We start from the raw sequence: 26,322 nt of genomic DNA on the forward strand, positions 1-26,322 counted from the left end.
TATTTTGGCCACCGTGAGTGGCGTGTTACTCAGCTGGTACGGCCGAGCTTTCGTCGCGGCCAAAATGCTGTTTGTTCAAACGAACAACCAGAGCAATCATGGCGAACTGGAAAGCTATGGCAATGGCGGAAATCACCCAGTACGTGAGCGAAAACTTGTCGACCACTCCGGCCTTAACTAGGCCTGAGTTAAGGAAGAATTGCAGCAGCACTGAAAGCGCGACACCCGGGCAAACCAAGGCATAGGAACCCGGCGACGTTTCGTTGCCGAAAACGAAGCTTTTCCAGTAACCTACACGCGACAGAACGACCAAGCCAAGCATCCCGAACAGCACCTGTACAGCCATCAGGCGGGCAAGGAAAACCATGGTTTCTGCCGCTGATCCATGCACATCAAATGTGGCATGCAGGCCGTGGTTCTGACGCATGAACATAATTCCCAAAATGGTCATCAAAGGAATCACGATCATCAGAGTTGGGGCCGCTTCCTTGGCAGTACCGTGATGCAGCATCGAGTTAAACGCCGTGAACAGTGCCAGCGACGCATAGACAATCGAGGCCACGCCAAAGAAAGTCGATCCAACCAGGGACACGCCAACAACAATGGTGTTTCCGCTCATCGCTGCTGGGGCTGCAAAGCCAACTGCGGTCATCGCCAGAGCAAAAGACGGCAGCATCTGCGCAAAGCTGTTATGGGCGGTTACATCAAAAACCCCACCCTTGGACAGAACTCGGCCAAGGAAATCCCCGATATAGCTAAGCGCCACGAAACCAATGGCCAGAAACGCGGCCATGGCGAAGGGGAAGAGGTATTCAACGATGGACCACAGGCCCGGTACAAACACCAGCCCAGCAACGAACAGGCCGTTCACGCTCATCGCAAGTGCCAGAGGCATCGCCAAGATAGTGGTTTCGGCATTTGAGTTCTTCAGGTTCGTATAAGCTTCGGTCTTACGGAAGGCCGAGAACTTTCTAAGGTTCCAGATCAGGTACTTTAAATTCAGGAAAACCATGGCGGCGATCCCTGCCCAAGCGACGGAAATGGCAAATTTCATACCCATTGATCCGGCGGTGAAGGCGGCCATGATGTCTTCGAATACCGGTACGGGCTGACCGGGGTGTTTTACCCAAAACATCAGATACATGAAAAAAGTGACCGACAGGCCACCTGCCCCTACTGAGGCAAAGAAATAAAGTGGCGAATATTTATCCGCAGGACGAGTGAGTTGCATTGGATCTCTCCATTCATATTCGTTTTCTTGAATATCTTATAATTGCAATCGCAACGATCTACAAGCCCGGCTGAGTGCACAAGATGTCGCGGAGGGTCGCGGCTAAGGATTTACCCTTTGTTAACCAAGCTTCTGCAGGGTGGTCGGGAAGGAGATCCACGCCATGCGCACCGCCTATACCCTTGTTTTCCTGGGAGCATCTGTTCTGGTTGGATGCGACAGCCCCAGCCCGCAATTCATGCATCGAGACACAGCCACAACCAAAGTCGAGGTCGAAGGCTCGGTCTTTTCGGTGCATCAGCGTGAAACCTGGGTCGAGGTTTACAGGACCGGTTTTGAAGCCCTTCCCCGCGTTCCCGTGATTCTCGCCCGATCCCAAATCGCGATTGAACAAGCAACCGGCTGCAAGGTTGTTGAAGGTTCATTGTCAGGTGATCAGGCGATCCAACGCGCCGAGATTGACTGCGATGATTAGGTGTTGGGCCACGGTTTAACCGTCAGATCTGGTCCAGCGCAGCGCGGGCCGAGTTTGAACGCGGGTTCCAAAGCCCCCGCTCAATCGCTTCGCGCAACCGTTCAGCAATCTCTCTAAGCGCTGGTTCGTTGTGCTCTTCAATGAACTCTCGCGTTTCGTCGTCTTCGATAAACGCGCTGTAGACCAGATCAAAGTGGTGACTGCGCACGGCACCCGTTGTGGCGGCAAAGGCGAACATGTAGTCGACCGTCGCGGCGATCTCGAACGCGCCTTTATAGCCGTGGCGTTTTACCCCATCGATCCATTTCGGGTTCACGACGCGGGATCGTACAACCCGCCCGATCTCGTCTTCTAACGTTCGAATCACCGGACGTTCTGGCCGCGAGTGGTCGTTGTGATAGATCGGACGATCGCGCCCTTGCAGGGTCGAAACTGCTGCGGCAGCGCCGCCTTCAAACTGGTAGTAATCGTCGCTATCCAGCAGGTCGTGTTCACGATTGTCTTGGTTCTGAACGATGGCTTCGACCTGACCCAGTCGCGTCTCGAACCCCTCGCGATCACGCGCGCCTTCACTGCCCGCGCCATAGGCATAGCCGCCCCATTCAAGATAAGCCTCGGCCAGATCCGCCTTGTCCGCCCAAAGCCTTTCGTCGATCATTGCCTGAAGACCAGCACCGTAAGCACCGGGTTTTGATCCGTAGACCCGCGACGCGCCTTCACCAGCACGTACACGGGCTGCGGCTGGATTTACATCACTAGGTTCATCCAGTGCCTGCACCGCCCTTGCCGCACTGTCGACCAAAGCGATCAACTGCGGGAAGGCGTCGCGGAAAAAGCCCGAAACGCGCAGTGTTACGTCCACACGCGGACGACCCAGAGCCGAGGATGGGATCACTTCGAACCCAGTCACGCGCCGGTTGGCGCTGTCCCATTTCGGCTTCACACCCATCAATGCCAAAGCCTGTGCGATGTCGTCGCCGCCCGTGCGCATGTTGGCCGTGCCCCATGCCGTGACCAGCATAGAACGCGGCCAGTCGCCATGGGTCTGCAAATGCTTGTCGATCAGAAGGCTTGCTGATTTCCAGCCCAGCGCCCAAGCCGTTGGCGTCGGCACTGCGCGACTGTCGACCGAAAAGAAATTACGCCCTGTCGGCAGCACATCCAAACGTCCGCGGGTTGGCGCGCCAGATGGCGCCGGGGCAACGAATTGCCCGGATAGGGCCGTTAGAAGCCCCTTTCCTTCATCCGGCCCACAAGCGCGGACCGAGGGCAGAACCTGCCCTTGATAGGTTTCCAACACGGGGCGCGTGACATTGAACGTTTCCGGCACTGCGTCCCACGCGACGGCCTTCTGCGCCAACAGCTCTAGCCGCTCCACCGTGTCGCCATTACTGCGCCACGTACCCGCATCAAGCATCTCAAGAGCCTCGTGGCGCGGTCCTTCGTAAGCGGTCGCCATGTCACAATCGAGCGGGTCGATATCTACGCCGCAATCGGCAGCCAGCGCGCGGATCAAAGACGCATCCCCGCCCTCGCCCTGCCCACGCGGTACACGGACCAGTGCGATGCCCAAATCACGCTCCAGATCGCCCAGCGGGGATTGCCCAAACACGTGCAACCCGTCGCGGATTTGTGCCTCTTTCAGCTCGCACAGGTACGCATCGAGCTTCGCCAGATCGCTGTCCTCATCGTCGCCCGACATGCCCACATCGGCATCCAATCCCGTGGCTTGGGTCAGGGTCAGGATTTCACGGCGCAGGTGCTTGATCCGGCGCGGGTCTACGCCTGCAGCTTCGTAATACTCATCCACCAAGGCTTCGAGATCACGCAAAGGTCCATAGGTCTCGGCGCGTGTCAGTGGCGGGGTCAAATGGTCGATGATCACCGCTTGCGAACGCCGTTTCGCCTGCGTTCCCTCACCGGGATCGTTCACGATGAACGGATAGACGTGCGGCATCGGGCCCATCACGGCCTCGGGCCAGCAGGTCTCGGACAGGGCCACGGCCTTACCCGGCAACCACTCAAGGTTCCCGTGCTTACCCATATGCACCAAAGCATGGGCTCCAAATTCGTGACGAAGCCAAAAATAGAAAGCCAAGAAGTTGTGCGGCGGAACCAGATCGGGCGAGTGATACGTGTCAGTCGGATCGATGTTATAGCCTCGCGCAGGCTGTACCCCGACCACCACGTTACCATAGCTCAGGACCGACAGCGCAAAGCCGCCGTCCGCAAAAAACGGGTCGGCATCAGGCGCACCCCAGCGGCTTTCCATCGCATCGCGCATTTCCCAAGGAAGTGCATCATATTGACGGCGATAATCCTCTAGCGAAAAGCGTTCGCCACCCACGCGATCCGCCCGGTCGGTCAGCCAGTTGGTCGGCCCCGCCATCACGGCCTGCATCAAGGCATCGCTGTCTAAGGGCGCATCTGAAACCGCATATCCTTGATCCGCCAACAGCCCAAGAGTGTGCACCACCGCAGCCGGTGTATCCAAGCCCACGCCATTGGCCAGCCGCCCATCCTTGTTGGGATAGTTCGCCATGATCAACGCAACTTTGCGCGACCCGGCCCCTGCGCGTCGCAAGCGCGCCCAATTCGCGGCAAGTTCGGCCACAAACTGAACCCGATCCCCGCGCGCCTTATAGGTTGCGATAGGACATTCGGTGGCGTCGTCAAAGAATGCCTCGCCTTTGAAGGAAATCGCACGTGATAGGATGCGTCCGTCCACCTCGGGCAGGGCCACGTTCATGGCGATGTCACGTGCCGATAGACCCGTCAGGCCGTCAGCCCAGACATCTTCGCCGGATCCCGCCAGGACCACTTGGAAAACCGGAGCGTCATTGCACCACGGCTGCTGAAAAGGGTTTGCAGGCCCTGTCCCGTGATCGTCCTGATGCGGCGATCCAACCGCAAAAGACGTACAGTTCAGGATCACATCTGGCGCGGCTTCGATGAACAGGCTTTCCAGAGTGGCGACAGACACCGGGTCTTTCAAAGATGCCACGAACACTGGCATGGGGTTCAGCCCTTGGCGCAACAGCGTTTTCACCAGCCGATTGATCGGATTTAGTCCCGCACCCTGTACCAACGCACGATAAAAGACGACGGGTACAATTGGTGCCCCTTCAGTCCATGCGTCTTGGGCAGCCGACAGGTCCGACACACCGGCCCCCGGCCAATAAACACCTGCCCGAAGTAGAGGTCGTGCGGTCTCGGGGTTGTCGCCGCCGTCCATCATGGCTTTGGCGTAGTTTAAAAACCCAACGGAGTTTTCTGGTCCGCCTTCCACAAGGTAGGCCCAGAGCGCATCGTAGTCCTCATCCGATACGGTCGACAGCGCGCGCAATTCAGCATCCGGTTTGTCATCGCCAGGCAGCAGTGCCAAAGGCACGCCAGCTTCGCGCAGATGCGCGGCATATTGCTCGGCCCCGTATTTCCAATAGCCGACGCCGCCCAAAACCCGCGCCACAACAAGTCGGGACTTTGAAGCACAATTGTCGATGTGCAGATCGACCGACATCGGATGCGCCAAGTGCATCATATTTGCCAAACGCAAGCCCGGCGCCGCGTCCATTTCGGCACGTGCTTGCGCCAGACCGGCCAATTCTGTGTCTGCCGCAGAAATGAAAACCAGATCCGAAGGCGTCTGCCCCAGATCGACCGGTTCTTTTCCGTCATCAATGCTGCCCGGTGTGGCTGCCAGAAGATGCATGTCGCGTCCCTTGCACTAAGGTGTTATGGACCGGGCAAACATGACCCGATCAAGGTGGATCCAATGGATTACAAAGCAGCAGGCGCGCCGAAACCCGCCAAAGGCACCCCGCGCCATTCCGAGCACAATGCCCGTGGGACCAAGAAAAACCCGCTTAACCGTAAAGACGATAAGGCCGCGTTACTGGCGCGCATGAAGGCGGCAGCGGCCAAGAAAGACTGAGCGCGGCTCACAGCGTTTTCTCCATGAAGATCGAGCTGTTGGCCTCGGGATAGTCCCCGAACGGCCCGCATTTTGTGAAACCTGCGCGTTCATAAAGACGATGCGCGGCGTGCAGCACATTGCCTGTTTCCAGCTTCATGGCCGCATGACCCTTCGCGCGTGACGTGGCTTCGAGCTGTGTTAACAGCGCCTCACCGACGCCTTTTCCGCGTGCTTCGGACGAGACGAACATCGACTTCACCTCTCCGTAGTCGCCCTTGTCGGCCAAGGCCGCCGTGCCCAATATCACATCTGCCTCGCACGCGACGAAGAATGATATCTCCGGCACGCAGAGGTCACCTATGTCGAGAAAGAAGTTGTCCTCTGGCGGAAACAGGCTTTCCATCAGGGCATGGCTTTGCTGTAGCAACGCCGTGGCCTGCGGATCACGTGGATCACTGGGCACAACTTCGATCGTCATGCGGTTAGGGCCTGTTCGATGGCTGCGCGGTCCATGCCCGATTGACCGATCACCACCAACCGTGTTTCACGGGTTTGCGCCCCGAAAGGCTGGTCGAAATAGGTGTCCACGCGGGGGCCGACAGCTTGTAACGTCAGGCGCATCGGTTTGCCTTCGACGGCTGCAAAACCCTTCAAACGCAAGATGTTGTTGGCACGGATCACGTCGGCAACTCTTTCAGCAAACACCTTCGGATCAGCCACTTCACCCAGAGTGACAACAAAGCTTTCAAAGGCTTCATGGTCGTGATCATGGTGATGGTGGTGATCGTCATGATGGTGATGGTCATCGTCGTGATCATGGTGGTGGTCTTCGTGGTGATGATGACCTTTTTCGTGCAGCGACAGGCGCGCATCCATGTCGCCTTCGGCACCCACGCCCTGCCCCAAAAGAACTTCAACTGGCAGCGCACCCATGGTCGAGCGTACGACCTGAACGCCATCGCGGCTATCGCCAGCCAGTTTCGCCACCAATTCATCGGCCTGCGTGTCGCCCAGCAGATCGGATTTGTTCACAACGATCATGTCCGCGCAGCTAACCTGATCTTTGAACAGCTCTGACAAAGGCGTTTCGTGGTCGAGGTTCTCGTCCAGCTTTCGCTGAGCCTCGATCGCTTCCAGATTGGATGCAAACTGCCCGTCAGACACGGCTTTCCCGTCCACGACAGTCACCACGCCATCGACGGTCACACGGGTCGAGATTTCGGGCCACTGGAACGCGCGGACCAGCGGTTGCGGAAGTGCCAAACCCGAGGTCTCGATCACGATGTGATCGGGCGGTGTGTCACGATCCAAAAGCTTCTCCAGCGTCGGGATGAAATCCTCGGCCACAGTGCAACAGATACAGCCGTTGGACAGCTCCATGATATCATCCTCGGTGCAGGTTTCGTCGCCGCAACCTTTCAGGATGTCGCCATCCACACCCAGATCACCAAATTCATTGATGATCAGCGCAATGCGCTTTCCTTTGGCATTGTCCAACATGTGACGGATCAGCGTCGTTTTGCCCGCGCCTAGAAAGCCGGTGACAACGGTGGCAGGTATCTTTGCTTGCATCTTGATCTCCTATCCCCGTCTCCCCGACGGGTGGTTGCGTTTTCGCATGGCAGGTCTCCTGGCTTCGCGGGTCGAAGCGCGCCGCCGCCTTCCCGACCTAAAGGGCCAGTGGCGCAAGGCGGGCGCTCTCCGCTTACAGTCGCGGGGGCGGCTGCAGCATCAAACCCCGGTGTGGGTCGTCTCCGCTGCATTCCCTCATGTCCCATTGGGAACCATGCGTGTCTTCTTTGCCGTGTGAGGGGTCAAAGGGTCAAGATCGAAACCGACCTTGAAACAGGTTTTGGCGGCAGATTGACCTTCGGGCAAACCCGCCCCAATGCAATATCTTGTGGATAACTTCGCCAATCCACCCATATATCGGTGTGAGCCGTTGACTCAGCGCATTTCGATCCGAACAATCATTGAACGATAAGAATCAAGGATGAGGCAGACCGCTTGCGGTTTTCAAAGATCAGACTGAATGGCTTTAAAAGCTTTGTAGACCCGACCGATCTGGTGATCGCGGACGGGCTGACAGGTGTGGTTGGACCAAACGGCTGCGGCAAGTCGAACCTTTTGGAAGCGCTGCGTTGGGTGATGGGCGAAAACCGCCCGACAGCAATGCGTGGCGGCGGAATGGAAGACGTGATCTTTGCTGGCGCCGCCTCACGTCCAGCCCGAAATTTCGCCGAAGTCTCGCTTCTTCTGGACAACAGCGAACGGCTCGCCCCATCCGGGTTTAACGAAAGCGACAATCTGGAGATTGTGCGCCGGATCACCCGTGACGCAGGGTCGGCCTATAAGGTCAACACCAAGGACGTGCGCGCGCGTGATGTGCAGATGCTGTTTGCAGATGCGTCCACCGGCGCGCATTCGCCTGCGCTTGTACGACAGGGCCAGATCAGCGAACTGATCAACGCAAAGCCCAAAGCACGTCGGCGCATTCTGGAAGAAGCCGCTGGCATCTCGGGCCTCTATCAACGTCGCCATGAGGCGGAGTTGAAACTGAAAGGGACCGAGACAAATCTGTCGCGTGTAGACGACGTGATTGAACAACTTGCTTCGCAACTGGGGCAGCTTGCTCGGCAAGCACGCCAAGCTGCACGCTATCGCACCATTGGCGACGACCTGCGCCTTGCCGAAGGGCTGTTGCTCTATCGTCGCTGGCGCGAGGCTGACATCGCCCGTCTTGACGCAGAGACCCAGTTGACCGAGCGGGTTAAATCCGCCGCTGCCGCCGAGGGTGCATCGCGCGAAGCGACCAAAGCGCGGCAGACCGCCGAAGATGGACTGCCTCCGCTGCGTGAAGAAGAAGCCGTTGCCGCCGCCATTTTGCAGCGCCTACAGGTTCAGCGTGACCAGCTGTCCGATCAGGAAAACCAAGCACGCGCACGGATCGAGACCCTGACAGGCCGGATCACCCAACTTACCCGCGACATCGACCGCGAAAATGGGCTGAACAAGGACGCGGTTGAAACCATTGAACGGCTGGAGTGGGAACAAGAACAGCTGGCCAAAGCGTCAGAAGGGCATGACGATGCGCTGGAAACGTCTAACGTTGACGCCCGCGACAGTGCGGCGATTTTGCAGGAGCGTGAGGGTGACCTGACGCAACTGACGGAAGACGTCGCGCGGCTGGCTGCGCGCCACCAATCCGCGCACCGCCTTCTGGATGACAGCCAAAAGACGCTTGAGAAAAGCGACGCCGAAGCCGATCGCGCGCGCTCTGCCATGGACGATGCCAAGGGCGCCGTGGATAAGGCCGCGGCTGATTTTGAGACAGCAGGAACCGCACAAACTGCCGCCGCAAAAGCGTCCGAAGACGCCGAAGCAGCCCTTGTTGCTGCGGACGAAGCCCGCGCCGACGCGCAATCGCGCGAGGCAGACGCCCGCGCTGCGCGTTCCTCGGCCGAAGGGGAAGTCAACGCGCTTCACGCCGAGGTTCAGGCGTTGTCTCGATTGGTAGAACGCGATGCGGCTGAGGGAACGCAGGTGCTTGATAGCCTCCGGGTGAAATCAGGCTACGAGAAAGCACTGGGTGCAGCACTGGCTGATGACCTTCGTGCGCCCGAAATCGATGGCGATGCGCCATCAGGTTGGGCATCCCTGCCCGGATACAGTCAGCCCCAGCCTTTGCCGGATGGGGTCATGTCTTTGTCGAACTACGTGACCGTGCCCGAGGTTCTGGCCCGCCGCATGAGCCAGATCGGTCTGGTCTCGACCGAAGATGCTGTCCGCCTTCAACCTGACCTGAAACCCGGCCAGCGGCTGGTATCTATGGAAGGTGATCTGTGGCGTTGGGACGGCTTCCGGGCCGGGACCGAGGATCAATCCTCGACGGCAGCGCTGCGCCTTGAGCAACTGAACCGTTTGCAGGAACTCAAGCAGGATCTGGAAGAGGCTACGGCGCGCGCAGATGGTGCCCGTGCAGCACATGATACGCTGAAAGCCCGCCTGATCGAGACAACCGAGACCGACAAACGCGCCCGTGACGCCCGGCGCGATGCGGACCGCGACGTGACTGAAGCCAACCGCGCCTTGTCCCGCGCCGAAGCGGACCGGAACATCGCCGAGGGCAAGCTGGAAAACCTAGGCTTGGCCGTGAAACGCCACGAGGAAGAAGCCATGGGTGCGCGCCAACGTCTGGCCGAGGCGGAACGTGGCGTGGCGAATCTGGGTGATCTTGACGCTGCGCGCACGCAGGTCGAAGAGGTCAAGATGGCTGTGGAAGCCGCGCGGATGACCATGATGTCCAAACGCTCGGCCCATGATGAGTTGCGCCGCGAGGGCGAAGCCCGGACCCGACGGTCTCAGGAAATCACCAAAGAGGTATCCGGCTGGAAGCATCGTCTGGAAACCGCAGGCAAGCGGATTGCCGAACTGGACGAACGCAAAACCGAAAGCGAAGACGAATTGAAGGCTGCGCAGGCCGCGCCCGAAGAACTGGCTGCCAAGCGAGACGAACTTGCCGACGCGATCGGCGAGGCTGAAGCCCGCCGCAAAGCTGCCGCCGACAATCTTGCGATTGGCGAAACCGCGGAACGTGAAGCCGCAAATGCCGAACGCGACGCCGAACGGGCGGCGGGTGAAGCCCGTGAAGCCCGCGCCCGCGCCGAAGCCCGTTCAGACGCGGCCCGCGAAACCGTCGCATTGGCGGCCGAACGCATCGAAGAAGAAATGGAAACCACGCCAGACGTGCTGTTGGAAGGTCTTGGGGCCGACCCGGACAAGATGCCGTCATCTGAGCAGATCGAACACGACGTAAACCGGTTGAAACGGCAGCGGGATTCGCTTGGCGCTGTGAACTTGCGCGCCGAAGAAGACGCCAAGGAAGTTCAGGAAGAACACGATCATCTTCTGAATGAAAAAACCGACTTGGAAGAAGCGATCAAGACACTGCGGTCAGGGATCTCAAGCCTGAACAAGGAAGGTCGCGAGCGGCTTCTGACGGCTTTTGAGCAGGTCAATGAAAGCTTCGGCACATTGTTCAAACACCTGTTTGGCGGGGGCGAAGCCAAGCTGGTTTTGGTCGAAAGCGATGATCCTTTGGATGCCGGGCTTGAGATTATGTGTCAGCCGCCGGGCAAGAAACTGTCGACCCTAAGCCTGTTGTCTGGCGGGGAACAAACCCTCACGGCGCTGGCGCTGATCTTTGCAGTGTTCCTGGCAAACCCAGCCCCGATTTGTGTGCTGGACGAGGTTGATGCGCCTTTGGATGACGCCAACGTGACCCGATTCTGCGACTTGCTGGATGAAATGACCCGCCGTACAAACACGCGTTTCTTGATCATCACGCACCACGCGGTGACGATGGCACGGATGGATCGTCTGTTCGGCGTGACGATGGCTGAACAAGGTGTCAGCCAATTGGTCAGCGTCGATCTTAAAAATGCCGAAGCGATGGTCGCCTAAGCAGGCAGCACCCTTGCCGATGCATGACCTTCCCCCTAGGTTCGAAACAAAGCGATATTTGGAGAAACCAATGAAATCCGTTCTTTTTTCCAGCGCCTTGGCCCTGGCCTTGCTGGCTGGGCAGGCAGCAACAGCGCAACAAGTCAAAGCATCCGAACCAGAAAGCGTTTTGAAGTATTTCGAAGACCTTGGTGCACCTGCGAAGCTCGTTGATGACAGCGTCGGCGACCCCTCGGTCGAGGTACAGTATTATGGCACCCAAATGGTCGTTTTCTTCTATGGCTGTCGCAACAACAAAAACTGCAACTCACTTCAGTTTTTCGCGGCCTACACTGATGACAGCGAGATCACGCTGGAAGGACTAAATGAATGGAACGCAGAGCAACGTTATGGCCGGGCTTATCGTGCCGAAGATGGGCGTAAAATGCTTGAGTTCGACCTATATACCGGTCAGGACGGAGTCAGCATAACCGATTTCGACGAGATTTTTGACATCTGGACGGAAGTTATCGAAAGCTTCGAAAAAGCGCTTTCGTAAGCAGCCGCCCCCAACCCAAACGTTGGGGGCAATCTTACTTAGAGCGCATTAAGCAGTTGGGCTGTAGGCCACGCATCCGCTGGCAGCCCCAGCCGAGTCTGCTCCTTCTGGATTGCCGCGCGGGTTTTAGCGCCCAGAATTCCGTCAATCTTACCAACATCATGACCACGTGATGACAGCTTCTTTTGCAGGGCTTTCATCTGAGGACCGCTGAAGGCGGGATCGGGATTGCCCGCATTGAACACCGGAGCCCCTTCAAGACGCGTTGCGAAATAGGCGGCGGTGGTTACATAGACAAAGCTTTGGTTCCATTCGAAATAGACGCGGAAATTGGGGTAGGCGATGAAAGCAGGTCCTTTTCGGCCTTGCGGCAAAATCACCGAAGCCTTCAATGCATCTGCACCTAGCTGTCCACTGCGCGGCTTAACCCCCAGCGCGGCCCAATCTGACACGGATTTTGTCGTGTCCAACCCGGTCTCGGCCCAGTTCAAATCGGCAGGGACCGTGACTTCTTGCAACCAAGGCTCACCTGCACGCCAGCCCAGTAACTGCAGCATATTTGCGCCAGACAAAAGCGCATCAGCAGGCGTTCTGCGCAGGTCGATCTTACCATCGCCATTGCCATCAACACCTGCTTCGATGATGTCGCCGGGTAGCATTTGAACCATGCCGATTTCGCCCGCCCATGCCCCTGTTGAGGTCGCGGGATTGAAGGCACCTGCCTCAAACAACTCCAATGCCGCAAAAACCTGCGGTTGGAACAATTCTGACCGGCGACAGTCATGCGACAGCGTGACCAGAGAATTCAAAGTGTTGAAATCGCCCTGGAACGCGCCGTAGTCGGTTTCGAACGCCCAAAAGGCAGTCAGCACACCGGGCCTTACACCATATGTGGACTCCATCCGCGCAAACACATCGGCATGTTTGCGCAGCATGGCGCGGCCGCGATCAATGCGGTCCTTGCTGATCAGGCGGCGTGAAAAATCGACGAAGGGGCGCTGAAAGATCCTTGGGACCGATCTGCTTTTAACGTGGCTTGATCCTTGCGGACCGAGGCAAAGAACTTGTCGACCGTGGCTTTGGAATGCCCTTTGGCAATGGCTGCATCTTTCATGGATCCGACGAAACCTGAAAAGCTTCCCCCACACGCAACGGTTTCGGCCTGTAAGGGCAGCGCCATTGTCACGGCGACGGCCGCAGCAGAAATCAGTCTTTGCATGTGAATACCTTTGGTTATCAGCAGAAGCGGCAGATTACCGAAATCGCATCAAGTGACAACCGCCAGCGCGATCACAATCCCGAGCAAAACCAACCACGCCGACCAAAGCGCATCCACGGCCTGATCGATCTCTTTTACACCTATGTCACGAGCGCCTTCACCGTTCACCCATGGAAAATCCTTCATCTCTCCGTGATAGGCGCGCGGGCCGGAAAGGGCGACACCAAGGGTCGCGGCCATCGCCGCCTCGGGCCAACCTGCATTTGGTGACCGGTGCAAAGGGGCATCTTTACGGATCACCGACCAAGCGTGCCACTTCCGGCTGGCCAGGATCAGGATCAATGCCGTCAGGCGCGCGGGAACCCAGTTCAGAACATCATCCAAACGGGCTGCAAACTTTCCGAACTGTTCATAGCGCTTGTTGCGGTAGCCAATCATGCTGTCTGCGGTGTTTACCAGCTTGTAGATCATCAGCCCCGGCAAGCCTGCAATAAGGAACCAGAATGCAGGTGCCACCACCCCGTCCGAAAAATTCTCGGCCGCACTTTCAATAGCTCCACGCGCAATCGCGTCATCCGACATGTTCTTGGTGTCACGCCCGACAATCATGGCAACGGCTTCGCGACCATCTTGCGTCGACTGACGAAGCGCGTCCGCCACAGCCTGAACATGTTGCGCCAAAGATTTCTGTGCCAACAAGATCGCCGCGACAATGATTTCGAGAAGCCCGCCAAAAGGCAGATATGAAATTGCGTTGCCAAGCAGTCCCACCAAGGCAGCCAGCACTACGACCCCAACCGCTCCGTTAAAGAAACGATGATCGCCTTCATTTAGATTGCGCTCAAGCCAGCCAATTGCGCGCCCCATTAGAACAGCGGGATGCGGTACACGCTTCCACGCCCAATCTGGTTCACCCACAAAGGCATCCAGCAGCAGCGCTAAGACAAGAACACCGGCGCAGCTCATAGTGCTGCCTCAAGCTGTAACCAACGATCTGGATGAGGCAGACCAAGACGCAGCCAACGTGATGAGTAGGGGAATATTCGCGACCAAACATGGTGCTCGGCCAGTCGGTCCTGCCATGCCTGCGCGTCCCCCACATCATACAGTCGGAAAAGCGTCGTACCGCCGACCAGCTTCGCCCCTGCGTTCTTCATCAGCGCATCCAGCCGTTCGCTGTCCTGCGTTAATCGGGTGCGGGTTTCATCCGCCCAAGCGTGGTCTTCCAATGCCTGCGCGCCAAGTTCCAAGGCTGGACCAGAGATCTGCCATGGCCCGACGGCATCGCGCAGCTTGGCGACCAGCGAAGGATCCCCAATCACGAACCCAAGTCGAAGCCCTGCAAGCCCCCAGAATTTGCCAAAGCTCTTCAAGATCAGAACGCCCGGTTTCGAGGCGGTATGGATCAGGCTTTGATCAGGCAAGACATCACAAAAGCTTTCGTCAATCACAGTCAATGAGCGTTCCAAATCCAGATCATGCCACACGCGCCCATCCGGATTGTTGGGATGCACTACAACACGGACCGGGGCGGCGTGTTCAACGACATCCCAGCCCTGCGCCTGAAATCCTGCCGCATGCTCATTATAGGTCGGACCTTCTATCTGAACCTGACCGGCAGGGTACAGAGCGGGAATTCGTGCGATCAGAGCCGAAGCGCCCGGCGCTGCCAAAATGGCTGCGTCTGCCGGCACATTCCAGAACGCGCGCGCGGCTGCTTCCAGACGCGCAAAAGCCGCCATGTCGGGCAGCGCGGTCCAAGCATCCTGGGAAAAACTCCCAACGGGATAAGGCAGTGGATTGATGCCCGTAGACAGGTCCAACCAACCAGCCCGCGTGCCGCCAAAACGCGCAATCGCGGCATCCAAACCGCCCCCATGGTCGCGTTCTTTCGCTGGGGTCATGTGTCCTCCGGCAAAGGCGTGTGGCGCGTTACAAAATGACCTTTCACTTCTTGTGGCCATTCACGATAGGGCACTTGCCCCGTTTCGCTTTCCGCATGTGCCACGGCATAATCAACCACACCTTTTGCGGCCTCATCCGTCACATCAAAGCGTCCAAGCGTGTATGACAGTTTACCGTTGGCCTGAATGGCAATGTTGCAACTGTTATCGCACCCCATCAGACAGGACACACGTCGGGTACGTATTTCAGTTCCCTCGGCCGCGGCTTCGATCAGAGCTGCCAAAGCCTCGCCATCGGTTTGATCCATCCCGCGCTCGGCCCAATCCTCGTGCTTGCAGGTGTCACAGATGGTGATCCAGGTTGTCATTGCGCGCTCCTAAATTTGCTGTTCATGGTTCAAGCGGAAATCGCCGTGAAAGACAACGCAAATTGCGCCACAGCAGAGCCGTTGGACGACAGAAGGGCGCAATCATGTACGATTTGGAGAATCCTGCAAGACATGCGATACCGCATGCGCGGAGAACGTAATGCGAATATTAATCATCGAAGAAAACCCTGATCTGGCCAAGATTTGGTCTGCACATTTGGTGCGGCAGGGTATGCACGTTTCCCATGCGGCGACGAAGCCACAAGCCACTGCATTGCTGTCTGAGCAGGATTTTGACGCCATTCTGTTGGATGCAGATATCGACGGCGGGCGCCCTTTTGCATTGGCGGATTTCATCGCATATCGCCTACCAAAAGCGCGCATAATTTTTGTGACAAGCACCAGCTTCTTTTCGGATGTGTCGGTCTTTTCGCTGGCCTCGAATGCGCATGCCTGTGTGCCCGCGGATTCCGAGCCTGCAGATATTGTCAGCCTTGTGGATTATCACGCCCGCGCCGCGCAAAACGATCCTGATCGGGACAACAGAAAAGCACGATAGCATTCTGGGGCCTTTATGACTTCCGTTTCCGCGCAAACGCACTAAGGTCGCGGCATGACACAGAATACTCCCGTTACCGCCGTGGTTTTTGACATCGGCAATGTCCTGATCCGTTGGCAACCTGAAGTGCTCTATGATCAATGGATCGGCAAACAGCGCCGGGTAGAGATGTTCGCCACGGTGGATTTGCACTTCATGAACGAACTGATCGATCGCGGCGGGGATTTTCGTCAGGTGATTTATGACACGGCTGAACAACACCCAGAGTTTCGCGATGAAATATGCTGGTGGCATGATCGCTGGCTTGAACTGGCCAGTCCGGCCATCGATCTGTCGGTCGACACACTGCGTGCTTTGAAGGCACGCAACACTCCGGTTTTTGCATTGTCCAACTTCGGTATCGACCCTTTCGTCATCGGCGAGGCCGCATATGACTTTCTAACCGAATTCGACCGCCGTTACATTTCGGGACACATGGGCGTCACAAAGCCCAGCGCGCAGATCTATCAGATGCTTGAAAAGGACTGCGGTATCGCCCCGTCAGAGCTTCTGTTCACCGACGATCGGCAGGAAAACGTTGATGCCGCCGCCCGACGTGATTGGCAAACCCACCACTTCACCACCGCACGCAATTGGGCAGATGAGCTTATCGCCCGCAACCTGATCAAGGAGAGCGACCTGTGACCCCCGAGCTTATTCCATTTGACGCAGACAGCTTGCTAAGCTGGCATGATCTGGCCGACGCTTTTCTGGACGGTCACACAAAACCGAAGGCCCAGATTGGGGACACGTTCCTATATCGCGGCGAAGATACGATGCTGACCCGCTCTGCCTGGATCGATGGGTTGGGCAGCGCCGTGAAAACCGCCAATATCATGCCGGGCAATCCAGGACGGGGCGAGCCCATGATCCATGGCGCGGTCAATCTGTATGATAACGTGACGGGACAGCTTGAGGCGATTGTGGATTTCCATCTGGTCACCAAGTGGAAGACCGCTGGCGACAGCGCACTTGGCGCACGGCTTCTGGCGCGGTCTGATAGCAAAGTGGTGTTGATCGTTGGCGCTGGAACCGTCGGGCGCAACCTGCGCATGGCATATGCCGCCATGTTCCCTGACGCACGTTTCCTGATCTGGAACCGAAGCCCGGAGGGGGCCGCGCGCTTTGCGGATGAGTTCGACAAGACCGAGGCCGTCACCTCGTTGGAAGAGGGCTTTGCACAAGCTGACATCATCACCTCGGCCACGATGACCACCGATCCCTTGATCAAAGGGGAATGGCTGCGCCCCGGCCAGCATCTTGACCTAATCGGTGCATACCGCCCCGACATGCGCGAAGCTGACGACACCACCCTGTCCCGCGCCCGCCTGTTTGTGGACAGCCGCGATACAGTTCTGGATCACATTGGCGAATTCAAAGACCCGCTGGCGCAAGGGGTGATCAGCCGTGATGATGTCGTGGGCGATCTTTATGATCACAAGGATGGTGTGTTTACCCGCCAGGCTGATGACATCACGCTTTATAAAAACGGAGGCGGCGCGCATCTGGATTTGATGACCAGCCGTTACATTCTGGATGCTTGGCAAAATCGCTAACCCCAAAAACAACAAACCCCCGGAAGCAGCGCTTACGGGGGTCGTTTTGACAGACAGTTGACAACCTGCCCATCTAACACTGTTCAATCTTAAAGAAGACCTTCACGCTGTGCTTTCTTACGAGCCAGCTTACGCTGACGGCGAATTGCTTCCGCCTTCTCGCGCGCTTTTTTCTCGGAGGGCTTCTCGAAATGTTGCTTAAGCTTCATCTCACGGAAGACACCTTCACGCTGAAGTTTTTTCTTCAGCGCACGAAGCGCTTGATCGACGTTGTTATCACGAACCGAAACCTGCATGTGGTTGTCACCACCTTTCTAAGTTAGAGTTTGCAAAAAGTAGCAGGAAGCTGGCTCATAGCAGCGACGAAGGCTCTTGTCCAGTTCACCTTCAAATGCGAGGAACTGTCTATGATTGAAAAAGACAAACTGCTTGAGGCCGCCCTGAATCACGTTCCCTTTGACGGGTGGTCTGACGCGACCCTTCGAGCCGCAGCAGACGATTGCGGCCTATCCGAAACGGATGCGCGCGCGATTTATCCGCGCGGTGCGGTCGATCTGGCACTGGCCTATCACAGGGCTGGGGACACTAAGATGGTCGCGCGATTGCAGGCCGAAGATCTGTTCAACATGCGCTTTCGCGACAAGATCGCGGCGGGCGTACGGTTCCGGCTTGAAGTTGCGGATAAAGAACTTGTGCGCAAGGGCATGAGTTTCTTTGCAATGCCCCAAAACGCAAGCGACGGGGCGGCTGCGCTTTGGGCGACATGCGGATTAATCTGGGAAACGCTTGGCGACAGTTCGACGGATCTGAACTGGTACACAAAGCGTGCAACCTTGTCCGCCGTTTATTCCTCGGTCGTGTTGTTCTGGCTGGGCGATGAGAGTGATGACAACGAAGCCACTTGGGCCTTCCTTGATCGCCGCATCGACGACGTAATGCAGATCGAAAAGATCAAAGGACAGGCGCGCGGATCGGCGCTTTACAAAGCATTCATGTCGGGGCCGGGGAAGATTCTGCATTCGATCAAAGCCCCCGGCGCCCCCAATCCGAACTATCCAGGCCGATGGACCCCCGACGAGGACGACACATGACCGATACCATGCGCGCAATTCAGATTACCGAACCCGGTGGTCCTGAAGTTCTACAGATTTGTGAACAGCCCATCCCCTCACCCGGTCCGGGTGACATCCTGATCAAAGTAGCGTTCGCTGGTGTGAACCGTCCCGACGCACTGCAACGCGCCGGCAGCTACGCCCCGCCGCCCACCGCCAGCCCCCTACCCGGCCTTGAGGCATCAGGAGAGGTCGTGGCCGTGGGCGATGGGGTTACGCAGTGGGCTGTGGGCGACAAGGTTTGCGCGCTACTGCCCGGCGGCGGTTATGCAGAATACGTGACCACCCCAGCAGCCCACGCACTTCGCATCCCTGATGGCATGGGCATGAAAGAAGCCGCCTGCCTGCCCGAAACCTTCTTCACCGTCTGGTCCAACGTTTTCATGCGCGGCGGCCTACAAGCCGGCGAGCGGTTCTTGGTGCACGGTGGAAGTTCCGGCATTGGAACCACGGCAATCCAATTGGCCAATGCGTTCGGTGCGCGGGTCTTTACCACTGCAGGCTCGGACGAAAAATGCGCCGTTTGCAGCGACCTGGGCGCGGAACGGGCCATCAACTACAAAGACGAAGATTTCGTCGAGGTGATGAAACCCGAAGGCGGCCCGAACCTGATCCTCGACATGGTTGGCGGCGACTATATCGCCCGCAACATCAAGTCTCTGGCCCCCGATGGCCGCATGGTCCACATCGCCTTCCTGTCTGGCCCCAAGGCTGAAATCAACTTCGCAATGATCATGGCCAAGCGCCTGACCGTCACAGGTTCCACCTTGCGCCCGCAATCCGACCTTGCCAAAGCCCGCATCGCTGATGAGCTGGCCGACAAAGTCTGGCCCCTGCTGGACGCTGGCCGTATCGCGCCAGTCATGGATCAGACTTTTGCGTTGGAGGACGCGGCCAAGGCGCATGCACGCATGGAAACCAGCACGCACATCGGCAAAATTGTACTGGAGATTAACTAGTGCCCTACATCGAACATGAGGGAAAACGCATCCTGTTCATCCACATTCCAAAGACCGGTGGGACAACAATAGAAACGTGGCTTGAAGGCATTGCGCCTTTAAACATGTATTGCCGGGGGCTTCCTGAACCCTTGAAGGTCACACCTCAGCACTTCCGCTGGTCAGACGTTTCAGCACTCTTCTCAGGTGGATATTTCGACTACTGCTTTACGGTCGTTCGCAATCCCTACAAACGCCTTGAATCCGAATACAAAATGCGTTGGATCGGTGCTCAGGAAGGGTTGTGGGGAGGAGTGTCTGCATTTCCAATTTGGCTAGAGAAGCAACTGCAAGCTTGCCGCTCTAATCCAAATCGTCTGGACAATCATCTTCTCCCCCAGTGGCAATTCATTGGCGATCAAGTCAATGTATTCCATTTTGAGGATGGCCTAGAACAGATCATTGCTCAGGTTTGCGAAGAAACTGGTTTGCCTGCACCCGAAACTGTCTCTCACAAGATCTCATCAGAGGCGTTTAAGGGCGAGATTAACTGGGATTTTCCAGACGTTGTGCGTGCAAACGACTTCTACGAGGCCGATTTCAAACACCTTGGATACGAAAAACGAGCCGAAGAGCCTTTGGCAGAAGAGACATCACGAAAGGAAGCCGGGTGGTTTAAGCGGCTATCAGGTGGCAGCTTGATTGGTAAATCATCCTCGAAATGAACGCTGCCCTCTATGGGCACTCAGAAAATCAAAGAATTAGTCCGCTCCACAATCGGGTTCAGCTTTGCTTCCTGCGTAGCGCAACTACTCACCGCAACACAGGCATTAAATCACGACGGGCTGTGAGCGGTTCAACAATTTTCGGCACCCAGTCGCTGCTCTTACATCGGCACCTCCAGCCCAATTTGGAGGTCGAACCAAGACCCGTTCACGCATGATGATCGCACAAATACTGGGAAGTATGTCCTAGGGGATTCACCTTATCCACTTGGCAAACACATTTGGTAATTGTCTAGCATCGGAACGAAGCTGACATTCGACAATCAAATGCAATCCGGTATTCTCACGGAAAATTCTGAACTATTGGAGCCAGCATGCCTGTTGATCAATTCACTACCGAAAGGCTCTCGGTTCGAAGCTGGCAGGCAACTTTGGAAGACAAGTCAGCGCGCTTGGAACTGGAGGCAGCGTTGTCGAACATCCTGTCCGAAAGTGTTCTTGAACACCTCCCGCCACCTCTTCAACTGGGCGACCAAAATGCTAACATTTCATCGTGGGTGGACGCACGAGCCGAAGAAAGCGAAGTTCTGCTCGTTGAATGGAAAGGAAACAACGAACTAGTAGGATTGCTGATTTTTGCCTCAGCTCCCAACAGCGCCCAAAACCGAGACCTACACATTGGCTACCTGCTTGCCGAGACAGCCTGGGGCAAAGGAATCGCATCGGAACTTGTGAGAGGTTTCGTATCTGCGGTAAGTCTTGGGGGCACGACTAAGTTGGTTGGAGGGGTCAGCAACGACAATCCTGCTTCCGCTCAAGTGCTCAAAAAGGCAGGTTTTGTATTCTCACCTGATCATTCGACATCGGAATCCGACATTTACGTTAAAATTGTCAATTGAAGAACGCTCAAGATATCCGCATTGGGCTCTAAAGCAGACCTTGAAAACTGTCCTGCTTATACTACCTATAAGTTAATACCATTAACATATGGAGGGACTTATGGCTTCGAAATCAAAAGGTGGAGAGTGCATCGGCAGTCTGTGGTTTATTGGCTGGCTGTTTTCACTCGGATATCTGCAACTCGGCTTCTGGAAAGGCCTGTTTGCGCTGATCCTGTGGCCCTATTTCCTTGGGGCTGGGCTGGCCGGGTAACGACGGTAAAATCTTGCACTTTTTTGGTCGATGGTCATGATGCTGCGGCGATGCTACGGTTTTTATCATCACGCGACGTTTCCGAACGAATGCGGAGCGAGCTGCATCAGCGGAACACAACAGAATGGGGCGCGGCCGCTTTTTCGGCGCCCGTGTCCGCCGATCCGCAGTGCCCAGCTGTACCGATCATACCACCAGATATCCTGGCCGTTCTGGATGAAATACAGTTGATCGGGGGGCTGACGTTTACCATCGCGCCGCGGCCCAACGTCACGCGATCTGGCGTTTGGGTCAACACAGTGTTGGTGTCCCCCCAGCACCGGCGACAGGGCATCGCCACACAGTTGGTGCGCATCGCCGCACAGCAGGCGGCGCGCCACGAACTAGACGCATTATTTGCGCTGACCCATCTTCCTGCGCTCTATTCCAAACAGGGTTGGACCGCTGTTCAGGCCACATGTGCGGACTTCGAAACCGTCCTTACAAAACGGCTATAAGCCACAGAATTAGAGTCTATCTCACCGGATCAAGCAGCGCTTTCTGCGCCGTGCAATCGCGCACAACATCGCGGGCACAGATGCGCGGTTCTAGGTCTTTCGTCAGACACAGGCGCGCCTCCTGAATGCGATCTCCTTTGCAGGTGATGGTCAGCATATCAGGGTCCCAGTCGGGGTTTGCTTGAAGGAACGCCTCTTCCACCACGGACGCAGGCAGCCGCACCGGATCTTCTAGTTTCCGAAATACCTCGGGACGGTTCACCATACCGAAAGCCTCGCGTATTAGGTCGTAGTAGATACCTGCTTCAAGCCCTGCACAGGACCCGTGTTTTTTCCACTGATACCACGCAGCTCCGCTTGTACCGAAAAGATCGGCTTGCGCGGCAGTCATGCTGCGTGTCGGGGGGCGAACGGCAGTCTTGCAATAGCTTGGCCAACCGCGCTCGTATTGCGGCCACAGCCCGTGTACGACCCATCCCAGATCACGCGAAGGATCGCATTGTTCAGACCCGCGTTTGTCGCCGGTTGTGGCGCACCAGTTGGGCGACCAGCTAAGCGACAAAAGGTAATAGTCGAACTCTCCGGCGCGTTCGCCCTCAGCCCAGCTGCCCATCGCAGTCAGCAGCCACAACATGCTGCTCAATACCAGTTGACGCATTTGCCCTTCCCTCTTTCTGCTTCTCCCCTTATATAGACCTCAAGTTCCCCGACAACGGAAACCCGTCTGGAAGGCCCAACGGCACCAGACAGCCCAGCCAGGGCGCGGGAAAGTTGTATCCGGGCCCAATTCGAAGGAGTGTTCAGATGAGCAAACTGATCATGGCAAAAGCCACCGCCGTCTGGCTGGTGGACAACACGACAATGAGCTTCAAGCAAATTGCCGATTTCTGTGGCCTGCACGAGCTGGAAGTTCAGGGCATCGCCGATGGTGATGTGGCAACTGGTGTGAAGGGTTTCGACCCTGTCGCCAATAACCAGCTTGATGCAGGCGAAATCGAAAAGGCGGAAGGCAATCCGCTGCATACGTTGAAGCAGAAAATCTATGCCGCTGCTGCAGGCGAAGAAAAACGCCGCGGTCCGCGCTACACCCCGCTGTCTAAGCGCCAGGATCGCCCAAACTCGATCCTGTGGCTCGTGAAATTCCACCCGGAACTGGCCGACGCGCAGATTGCTAAGCTGGTGGGCACCACCAAGCCGACCATCCAATCGATCCGTGAACGCACGCACTGGAACATTGGGAACATGGAACCAATCGATCCGGTCGCTTTGGGTCTATGTAAGCAAAGCGAATTGGACCAAGCGGTTCAAAAAGCTGCGGCCAAACAAGCCAAAGAAGGCGGCGTGATGTCAGATGACGAACGTCGCAAGCTGGTTTCGACCGAGCAGAGCCTTGCCATGGGTACAGAACCCAAGATGCCCAGCGCGATCGAAGGGCTTGAAACGTTCACGCTGTCGGATGCGCCCGAAGAAAAAGAAGAAGAGCTTCCGGATGCGGACAGCCTCTTCAACTTGCCTGACAGCAAGGACGACGAAGAGTAATTCAAAAACCCCGGCCTCGCGCCGGGGTTTTTGCTTTCTGTCTCAAATTTTCCCGTTCCCATTAAGTTCCTGTTCACCGTAATGCCCGATGCTGAATTCGACAGCTTTGGAATCCGGAGAACCGGGGATGAAAATCGAAGATATTCTTGCACATGAGCGGCGGGCCCGAATGGCCGCTGAACGACTGCTCGCACAAAAACAAGCCGAGCTTTCGGACGCAAACCGAATACTGTCGCAACATGCATTGTCACTGTCGGACGAGATTACCGAGACCCGCGAGGTTGTCGAAGAAATCAAAGGGGAGAACACCCAAGTCCGCGCTGACCTTGAAAAAGCAAACATGGAAGTCGTGATCGCAAAACGACGCCTTTGGGATTTTCTGGAAACCATCGAAGACGGGTTTGCCGTTTTTGACCAGACCGATCGTATGATTGCCGCCAACAGCGCCTATCTGAAGCCTTTTGACGGGCTTCATTGCGTCGCCCCGGGCATCCGATATGTCGACATCCTAAACATCGCCACCGAAGAAGGTATCGTTGACATAGGCGAGCTGCGCCCATTGGCATGGCGCGACATGATGCTGGACCGTTGGCGCGCGCCGAAACGCGACCCTTTGAACCTGCGTCTGTGGGATGGTACCCACATCCAACTGGTGGACCGTCGGTCACGTGATGGAGATATGGTTTGCCTTGGCCTGAATATTACCGAAACCATCACCTATCAAACCAAACTAAAGGAAGCTCGCTTCCGTGCCGAGGCCGCAAACCGAGCTAAATCAGCGTTCCTTGCCAATATGAGCCACGAAATTCGCACCCCTATGAACGGTGTTGTGTCCATGGCTGAACTGATGGCTGAAGGGGATCTGGATGAAGAGCAGCGCCTGTATGTGGACACAATCAGAAAGTCCGGCGAGGCTCTTCTGGCTATCATCAATAACGTGTTGGATTACTCCAAGATTGAAGCTGCGAAGCTCGCCCTGCATCCTGAACCATTTGATCTGGAAAAGACCATTTTGGATGTTGTCACACTTCTGCAACCAACGGTGCAGGAAAACGGCATTCAGCTTTCGATCGACTTCGATCTGTTTATGCCCTCAACTTTCATGGGTGACGCTATACGTCTAAGGCAAATTTTGACCAACCTTATTGGGAATGCGGTGAAGTTTACCTCGGAAGGGCATGTGCTAGTGCGCACCATCGGGTTGCCAGCAGAAAATGACGGGGGCTATCGCGTCCATATCTCAGTCGAAGACAGCGGCATCGGTATTCCCAAAGAAATGCAGGCTCATATCTTCGGCGAGTTCAATCAGGTCGAAGGCGATCATAATCGTCGCTATGAAGGCACCGGACTTGGCCTGGCCATCGCCCGCCAATTGGTCGAGCTTATGGACGGCGAGATTTGGCTGGAAAGTGAAGAAGGTGTTGGTTCATGCTTTGGCTTTAATATTGCGCTGCCTGCACTGGAACAGGTGGTCGAACCCATACTTCCCAAAGACCCGGGCAAAGCGGTTTTGGCCCTGTCAGAAGGGCTGAACAAAAGCATCCTTGAAAAAAGGCTTAAAGCGCTAAGATTTGTCGTTGAGACAACAACTGGAACTGCAGAGCTTTCAAAGATATGCGCAGGTGCACAAGTGGTGTTCGTGGACGAGGCACTTTGCGCTGCCGGCACACCCGACGACGACCCATTACAAGCGCTCAGATCAGCGCATCCGCACATTGATCTGATCTTGCTAACCCCTCCTCAGAAACGCGAAGCCAATTGCAGCTGCGTCACCACCGCCACTCACATTCTTCACACGCCGGTGCTGCGGAATGTGCTATTCGAAACGATCAGTAAGCTTAGTTTTCATGCTAGTTCAGAGGACGTAATCGAGGCGGAAACACTGCCGCCCGATATAAAAGAAGCACCCACTCCCGATCAAACGCGCACGATGCGTGTATTGGCCGCCGAAGACAACAAGACGAACCAGCTTGTGTTGTCGAAACTGGTCAAATCTCTGAACATTGATTTACGTTTCGCCTACAACGGTTTGGAAGCAGTCGAGGCTTTTCTAGACTTCAAACCTGACCTAATCTTCATGGACATCTCTATGCCCGAGGTCGACGGAAAAGAAGCCACCCGCCGTATCCGGCTTCTGGAACAGGACCAAGGCCTGCCCCGCACACGTATCGTCGCCCTGACCGCACATGCGATGCCCGGAGACGCCGAGGAGATCATGTCGCACGGGCTGGACAAACATCTGACCAAGCCGCTGCGCAAACCCGCAATCTTTGAAGAGATCTTGAACAGTTGTCCTGAAGGCGTCACGCCCCCTCTGGACGAAGTGTAACTACACTTCGTCGCGCAGGAAGACCGGCTGATCAGGCGTGCTCGTGTCGGGATGATACTGGTATCCCCCCTGATCAAAGTCTTTCAGAGCCTCGGGGTCACGCAATCGGTTTTGCATGACATATCGCGCCAAAGATCCACGTGCCTTTTTGGCAAAGAAGCTAACCACTTTGGGCGTCCCGTTCTTCATCTCAAGGAATTGCGGAGTGATGACGCGGAGCTTCAACTTGTCCTTCTGCACAGCCGAAAAGTATTCGATAGATGCACAGTTCACCAAAACATTGCTTTGGGTCTGTTCGGCGGTTTCATTCAGGGCATCCGCAATGCGAGGGCCCCAAAATTCATACAGGTTCTTGCCGCGCGGATTGGTGATACGTGTCCCCATCTCAAGTCGATGAGGCGCGATCTGATCGCGCGGACGCAGCAATCCGTAAAGCCCAGACAACAAGCACAAGTGGCCATCAGCGTATCGCAGTGCATCTTCATCCAAGCTGGCTGCATCCAACCCGGCATAGGTGTCGCCTGCGAACATCTCGATGGCTGGTTTCTCTCCTTGCCCGCTTCCGAAAACGTCGAACCGCTCAGCATTCAGAGCGCCAAGCTTGGGCGAGATGTGCATGAGCTTCTCAAGCCCATCTGCCCCAACCGCACGCGCCGTATCTGCAAGAATTCCAGCCTGATCCAAAAACCTTGGACGGGTACCCGCACCATTTAGTGCAGGCTTTTCATCCAACCGCTTGGCCGGTGATACCACAACCAACAT

At 56.4% G+C, this 26,322-nt stretch carries 25 protein-coding genes, 1 pseudogene and 1 riboswitch; of the genes and pseudogenes, 15 read left to right on the forward strand and 11 right to left on the reverse strand.

What is annotated here, in order from left to right:
• Nucleotides 1-25: 25 nt before the first annotated feature.
• Nucleotides 26-1,231, reverse strand: a complete 1,206-nt coding sequence (locus tag AC0L6A_RS15530) for a TsoY family (seleno)protein (protein WP_473291263.1) — start codon at nt 1,229-1,231, stop codon at nt 26-28.
• A gap of 163 nt (nt 1,232-1,394) precedes the next feature.
• Here AC0L6A_RS15530 and AC0L6A_RS15535 point away from each other — a divergent pair, with 163 nt between their 5' ends.
• Nucleotides 1,395-1,706 (forward strand): hypothetical protein, encoded by a 312-nt coding sequence (locus AC0L6A_RS15535; protein WP_473291264.1) that lies wholly within the window; start codon nt 1,395-1,397, stop codon nt 1,704-1,706.
• A gap of 22 nt (nt 1,707-1,728) precedes the next feature.
• Here the strand turns inward: AC0L6A_RS15535 and cobN are convergent, their stop codons facing one another.
• Nucleotides 1,729-5,418: a cobaltochelatase subunit CobN gene (cobN, locus tag AC0L6A_RS15540; RefSeq protein WP_473291266.1), complete on the reverse strand. Its 3,690-nt coding sequence runs from the start codon at nt 5,416-5,418 to the stop codon at nt 1,729-1,731.
• A gap of 63 nt (nt 5,419-5,481) precedes the next feature.
• Here cobN and AC0L6A_RS15545 point away from each other — a divergent pair, with 63 nt between their 5' ends.
• Nucleotides 5,482-5,640, forward strand: a complete 159-nt coding sequence (locus tag AC0L6A_RS15545; protein WP_246927923.1) for a hypothetical protein — start codon at nt 5,482-5,484, stop codon at nt 5,638-5,640.
• 7 nt (nt 5,641-5,647) lie between these two features.
• Here AC0L6A_RS15545 and AC0L6A_RS15550 read toward each other — a convergent pair whose 3' ends face one another.
• Together AC0L6A_RS15550 and cobW are read right to left on the reverse strand one after the other, a co-directional pair.
• On the reverse strand, nt 5,648-6,100 hold the full coding sequence (locus tag AC0L6A_RS15550; protein ID WP_473291267.1) for a GNAT family N-acetyltransferase: 453 nt from the start codon (nt 6,098-6,100) through the stop codon (nt 5,648-5,650).
• Nucleotides 6,097-7,194, reverse strand: coding sequence for a cobalamin biosynthesis protein CobW (gene cobW / locus AC0L6A_RS15555; protein WP_473291269.1), 1,098 nt, complete (start codon nt 7,192-7,194; stop codon nt 6,097-6,099). The genes AC0L6A_RS15550 and cobW overlap by 4 nt, the downstream gene beginning before the upstream one ends.
• Before the next feature lie 31 nt (nt 7,195-7,225).
• Nucleotides 7,226-7,426: riboswitch (cobalamin riboswitch) on the reverse strand.
• Nucleotides 7,427-7,629: 203 nt separating this feature from the next.
• Here cobW and smc point away from each other — a divergent pair.
• Nucleotides 7,630-11,085, forward strand: coding sequence for a chromosome segregation protein SMC (gene smc, locus AC0L6A_RS15560; RefSeq protein WP_473291271.1), 3,456 nt, complete (start codon nt 7,630-7,632; stop codon nt 11,083-11,085).
• Nucleotides 11,086-11,155: 70 nt separating this feature from the next.
• Entirely contained in the window at nt 11,156-11,623 is a 468-nt protein-coding gene (locus AC0L6A_RS15565; RefSeq protein ID WP_473291273.1) for a YbjN domain-containing protein, read from the forward strand.
• Nucleotides 11,624-11,661: 38 nt separating this feature from the next.
• On the opposite strand, the pseudogene AC0L6A_RS15570 reads toward AC0L6A_RS15565, so the two are convergent.
• The 4 genes and pseudogenes from AC0L6A_RS15570 to AC0L6A_RS15585 all read right to left on the reverse strand — a co-directional run bounded on the left by AC0L6A_RS15570 (nt 11,662) and on the right by AC0L6A_RS15585 (nt 15,114).
• Nucleotides 11,662-12,842, reverse strand: a pseudogene (locus AC0L6A_RS15570) (lytic murein transglycosylase).
• 48 nt (nt 12,843-12,890) lie between these two features.
• Nucleotides 12,891-13,808 carry an adenosylcobinamide-phosphate synthase CbiB gene (gene cbiB, locus AC0L6A_RS15575; RefSeq protein WP_473291274.1) on the reverse strand — a complete coding sequence of 306 codons (918 nt, stop codon included), beginning with the start codon at nt 13,806-13,808 and terminating at the stop codon, nt 12,891-12,893.
• Nucleotides 13,805-14,746: a threonine-phosphate decarboxylase gene (locus tag AC0L6A_RS15580; protein WP_473291277.1), complete on the reverse strand. Its 942-nt coding sequence runs from the start codon at nt 14,744-14,746 to the stop codon at nt 13,805-13,807. The genes cbiB and AC0L6A_RS15580 overlap by 4 nt, the downstream gene beginning before the upstream one ends.
• Nucleotides 14,743-15,114: a DUF1636 domain-containing protein gene (locus tag AC0L6A_RS15585; protein ID WP_246927933.1), complete on the reverse strand. Its 372-nt coding sequence runs from the start codon at nt 15,112-15,114 to the stop codon at nt 14,743-14,745. The genes AC0L6A_RS15580 and AC0L6A_RS15585 overlap by 4 nt, the downstream gene beginning before the upstream one ends.
• Nucleotides 15,115-15,274: 160 nt before the next feature.
• Between AC0L6A_RS15585 and AC0L6A_RS15590 the strand changes: the two genes are divergently transcribed.
• The 3 genes from AC0L6A_RS15590 to AC0L6A_RS15600 are packed head-to-tail and all read left to right on the forward strand — an operon-like array spanning nt 15,275 to nt 17,268.
• Nucleotides 15,275-15,673, forward strand: a complete 399-nt coding sequence (locus AC0L6A_RS15590) for a response regulator (RefSeq protein ID WP_473291279.1) — start codon at nt 15,275-15,277, stop codon at nt 15,671-15,673.
• A 54-nt stretch (nt 15,674-15,727) separates the two neighbouring features.
• Nucleotides 15,728-16,357: an HAD family hydrolase gene (locus AC0L6A_RS15595; protein WP_473291280.1), complete on the forward strand. Its 630-nt coding sequence runs from the start codon at nt 15,728-15,730 to the stop codon at nt 16,355-16,357.
• Entirely contained in the window at nt 16,354-17,268 is a 915-nt protein-coding gene (locus AC0L6A_RS15600; protein WP_473291282.1) for an ornithine cyclodeaminase family protein, read from the forward strand. Before AC0L6A_RS15595 ends, AC0L6A_RS15600 begins: the two co-directional genes overlap by 4 nt.
• A gap of 89 nt (nt 17,269-17,357) precedes the next feature.
• Here the strand turns inward: AC0L6A_RS15600 and rpsU are convergent, their stop codons facing one another.
• A complete protein-coding gene (rpsU, locus tag AC0L6A_RS15605; RefSeq protein ID WP_007255353.1) occupies nt 17,358-17,564 on the reverse strand; it encodes a 30S ribosomal protein S21 in 207 nt (68 codons plus the stop codon).
• 111 nt (nt 17,565-17,675) lie between these two features.
• On the opposite strand from rpsU, the gene AC0L6A_RS15610 reads away from it, so the two are divergent.
• The 6 genes from AC0L6A_RS15610 to AC0L6A_RS15635 all read left to right on the forward strand — a co-directional run bounded on the left by AC0L6A_RS15610 (nt 17,676) and on the right by AC0L6A_RS15635 (nt 21,692).
• Complete coding sequence (locus tag AC0L6A_RS15610) at nt 17,676-18,359, forward strand: COQ9 family protein (protein WP_473291284.1); 684 nt, start codon at nt 17,676-17,678, stop codon at nt 18,357-18,359.
• On the forward strand, nt 18,356-19,339 hold the full coding sequence (locus AC0L6A_RS15615; RefSeq protein WP_473291285.1) for an NAD(P)H-quinone oxidoreductase: 984 nt from the start codon (nt 18,356-18,358) through the stop codon (nt 19,337-19,339). The genes AC0L6A_RS15610 and AC0L6A_RS15615 overlap by 4 nt, the downstream gene beginning before the upstream one ends.
• The gene (locus AC0L6A_RS15620) at nt 19,339-20,043 is read left to right on the forward strand and encodes a sulfotransferase family 2 domain-containing protein (RefSeq protein ID WP_473291287.1); all 705 of its coding nucleotides are present in this window, start codon (nt 19,339-19,341) and stop codon (nt 20,041-20,043) included. Before AC0L6A_RS15615 ends, AC0L6A_RS15620 begins: the two co-directional genes overlap by 1 nt.
• Before the next feature lie 374 nt (nt 20,044-20,417).
• Nucleotides 20,418-20,942, forward strand: coding sequence for a GNAT family N-acetyltransferase (locus tag AC0L6A_RS15625; RefSeq protein ID WP_473291288.1), 525 nt, complete (start codon nt 20,418-20,420; stop codon nt 20,940-20,942).
• A gap of 100 nt (nt 20,943-21,042) precedes the next feature.
• Entirely contained in the window at nt 21,043-21,195 is a 153-nt protein-coding gene (locus AC0L6A_RS15630; RefSeq protein WP_473291290.1) for a hypothetical protein, read from the forward strand.
• 152 nt (nt 21,196-21,347) lie between these two features.
• Complete coding sequence (locus AC0L6A_RS15635; RefSeq protein ID WP_473291291.1) at nt 21,348-21,692, forward strand: GNAT family N-acetyltransferase; 345 nt, start codon at nt 21,348-21,350, stop codon at nt 21,690-21,692.
• Nucleotides 21,693-21,708: 16 nt separating this feature from the next.
• Here the strand turns inward: AC0L6A_RS15635 and AC0L6A_RS15640 are convergent, their stop codons facing one another.
• Nucleotides 21,709-22,350, reverse strand: a complete 642-nt coding sequence (locus tag AC0L6A_RS15640; protein WP_473291293.1) for a ribonuclease T2 family protein — start codon at nt 22,348-22,350, stop codon at nt 21,709-21,711.
• A gap of 146 nt (nt 22,351-22,496) precedes the next feature.
• On the opposite strand from AC0L6A_RS15640, the gene AC0L6A_RS15645 reads away from it, so the two are divergent.
• Both AC0L6A_RS15645 and AC0L6A_RS15650 read left to right on the forward strand, forming a co-directional pair.
• Nucleotides 22,497-23,231, forward strand: coding sequence for a DUF1013 domain-containing protein (locus tag AC0L6A_RS15645; protein ID WP_473291294.1), 735 nt, complete (start codon nt 22,497-22,499; stop codon nt 23,229-23,231).
• 127 nt (nt 23,232-23,358) lie between these two features.
• Complete coding sequence (locus tag AC0L6A_RS15650) at nt 23,359-25,560, forward strand: ATP-binding protein (protein ID WP_473291295.1); 2,202 nt, start codon at nt 23,359-23,361, stop codon at nt 25,558-25,560.
• Here AC0L6A_RS15650 and yaaA read toward each other — a convergent pair whose 3' ends face one another.
• A complete protein-coding gene (yaaA, locus tag AC0L6A_RS15655) occupies nt 25,561-26,322 on the reverse strand; it encodes a peroxide stress protein YaaA (protein ID WP_473291297.1) in 762 nt (253 codons plus the stop codon).

Source organism: Aliiroseovarius sp. D2-2 (genome assembly GCF_055809455.1).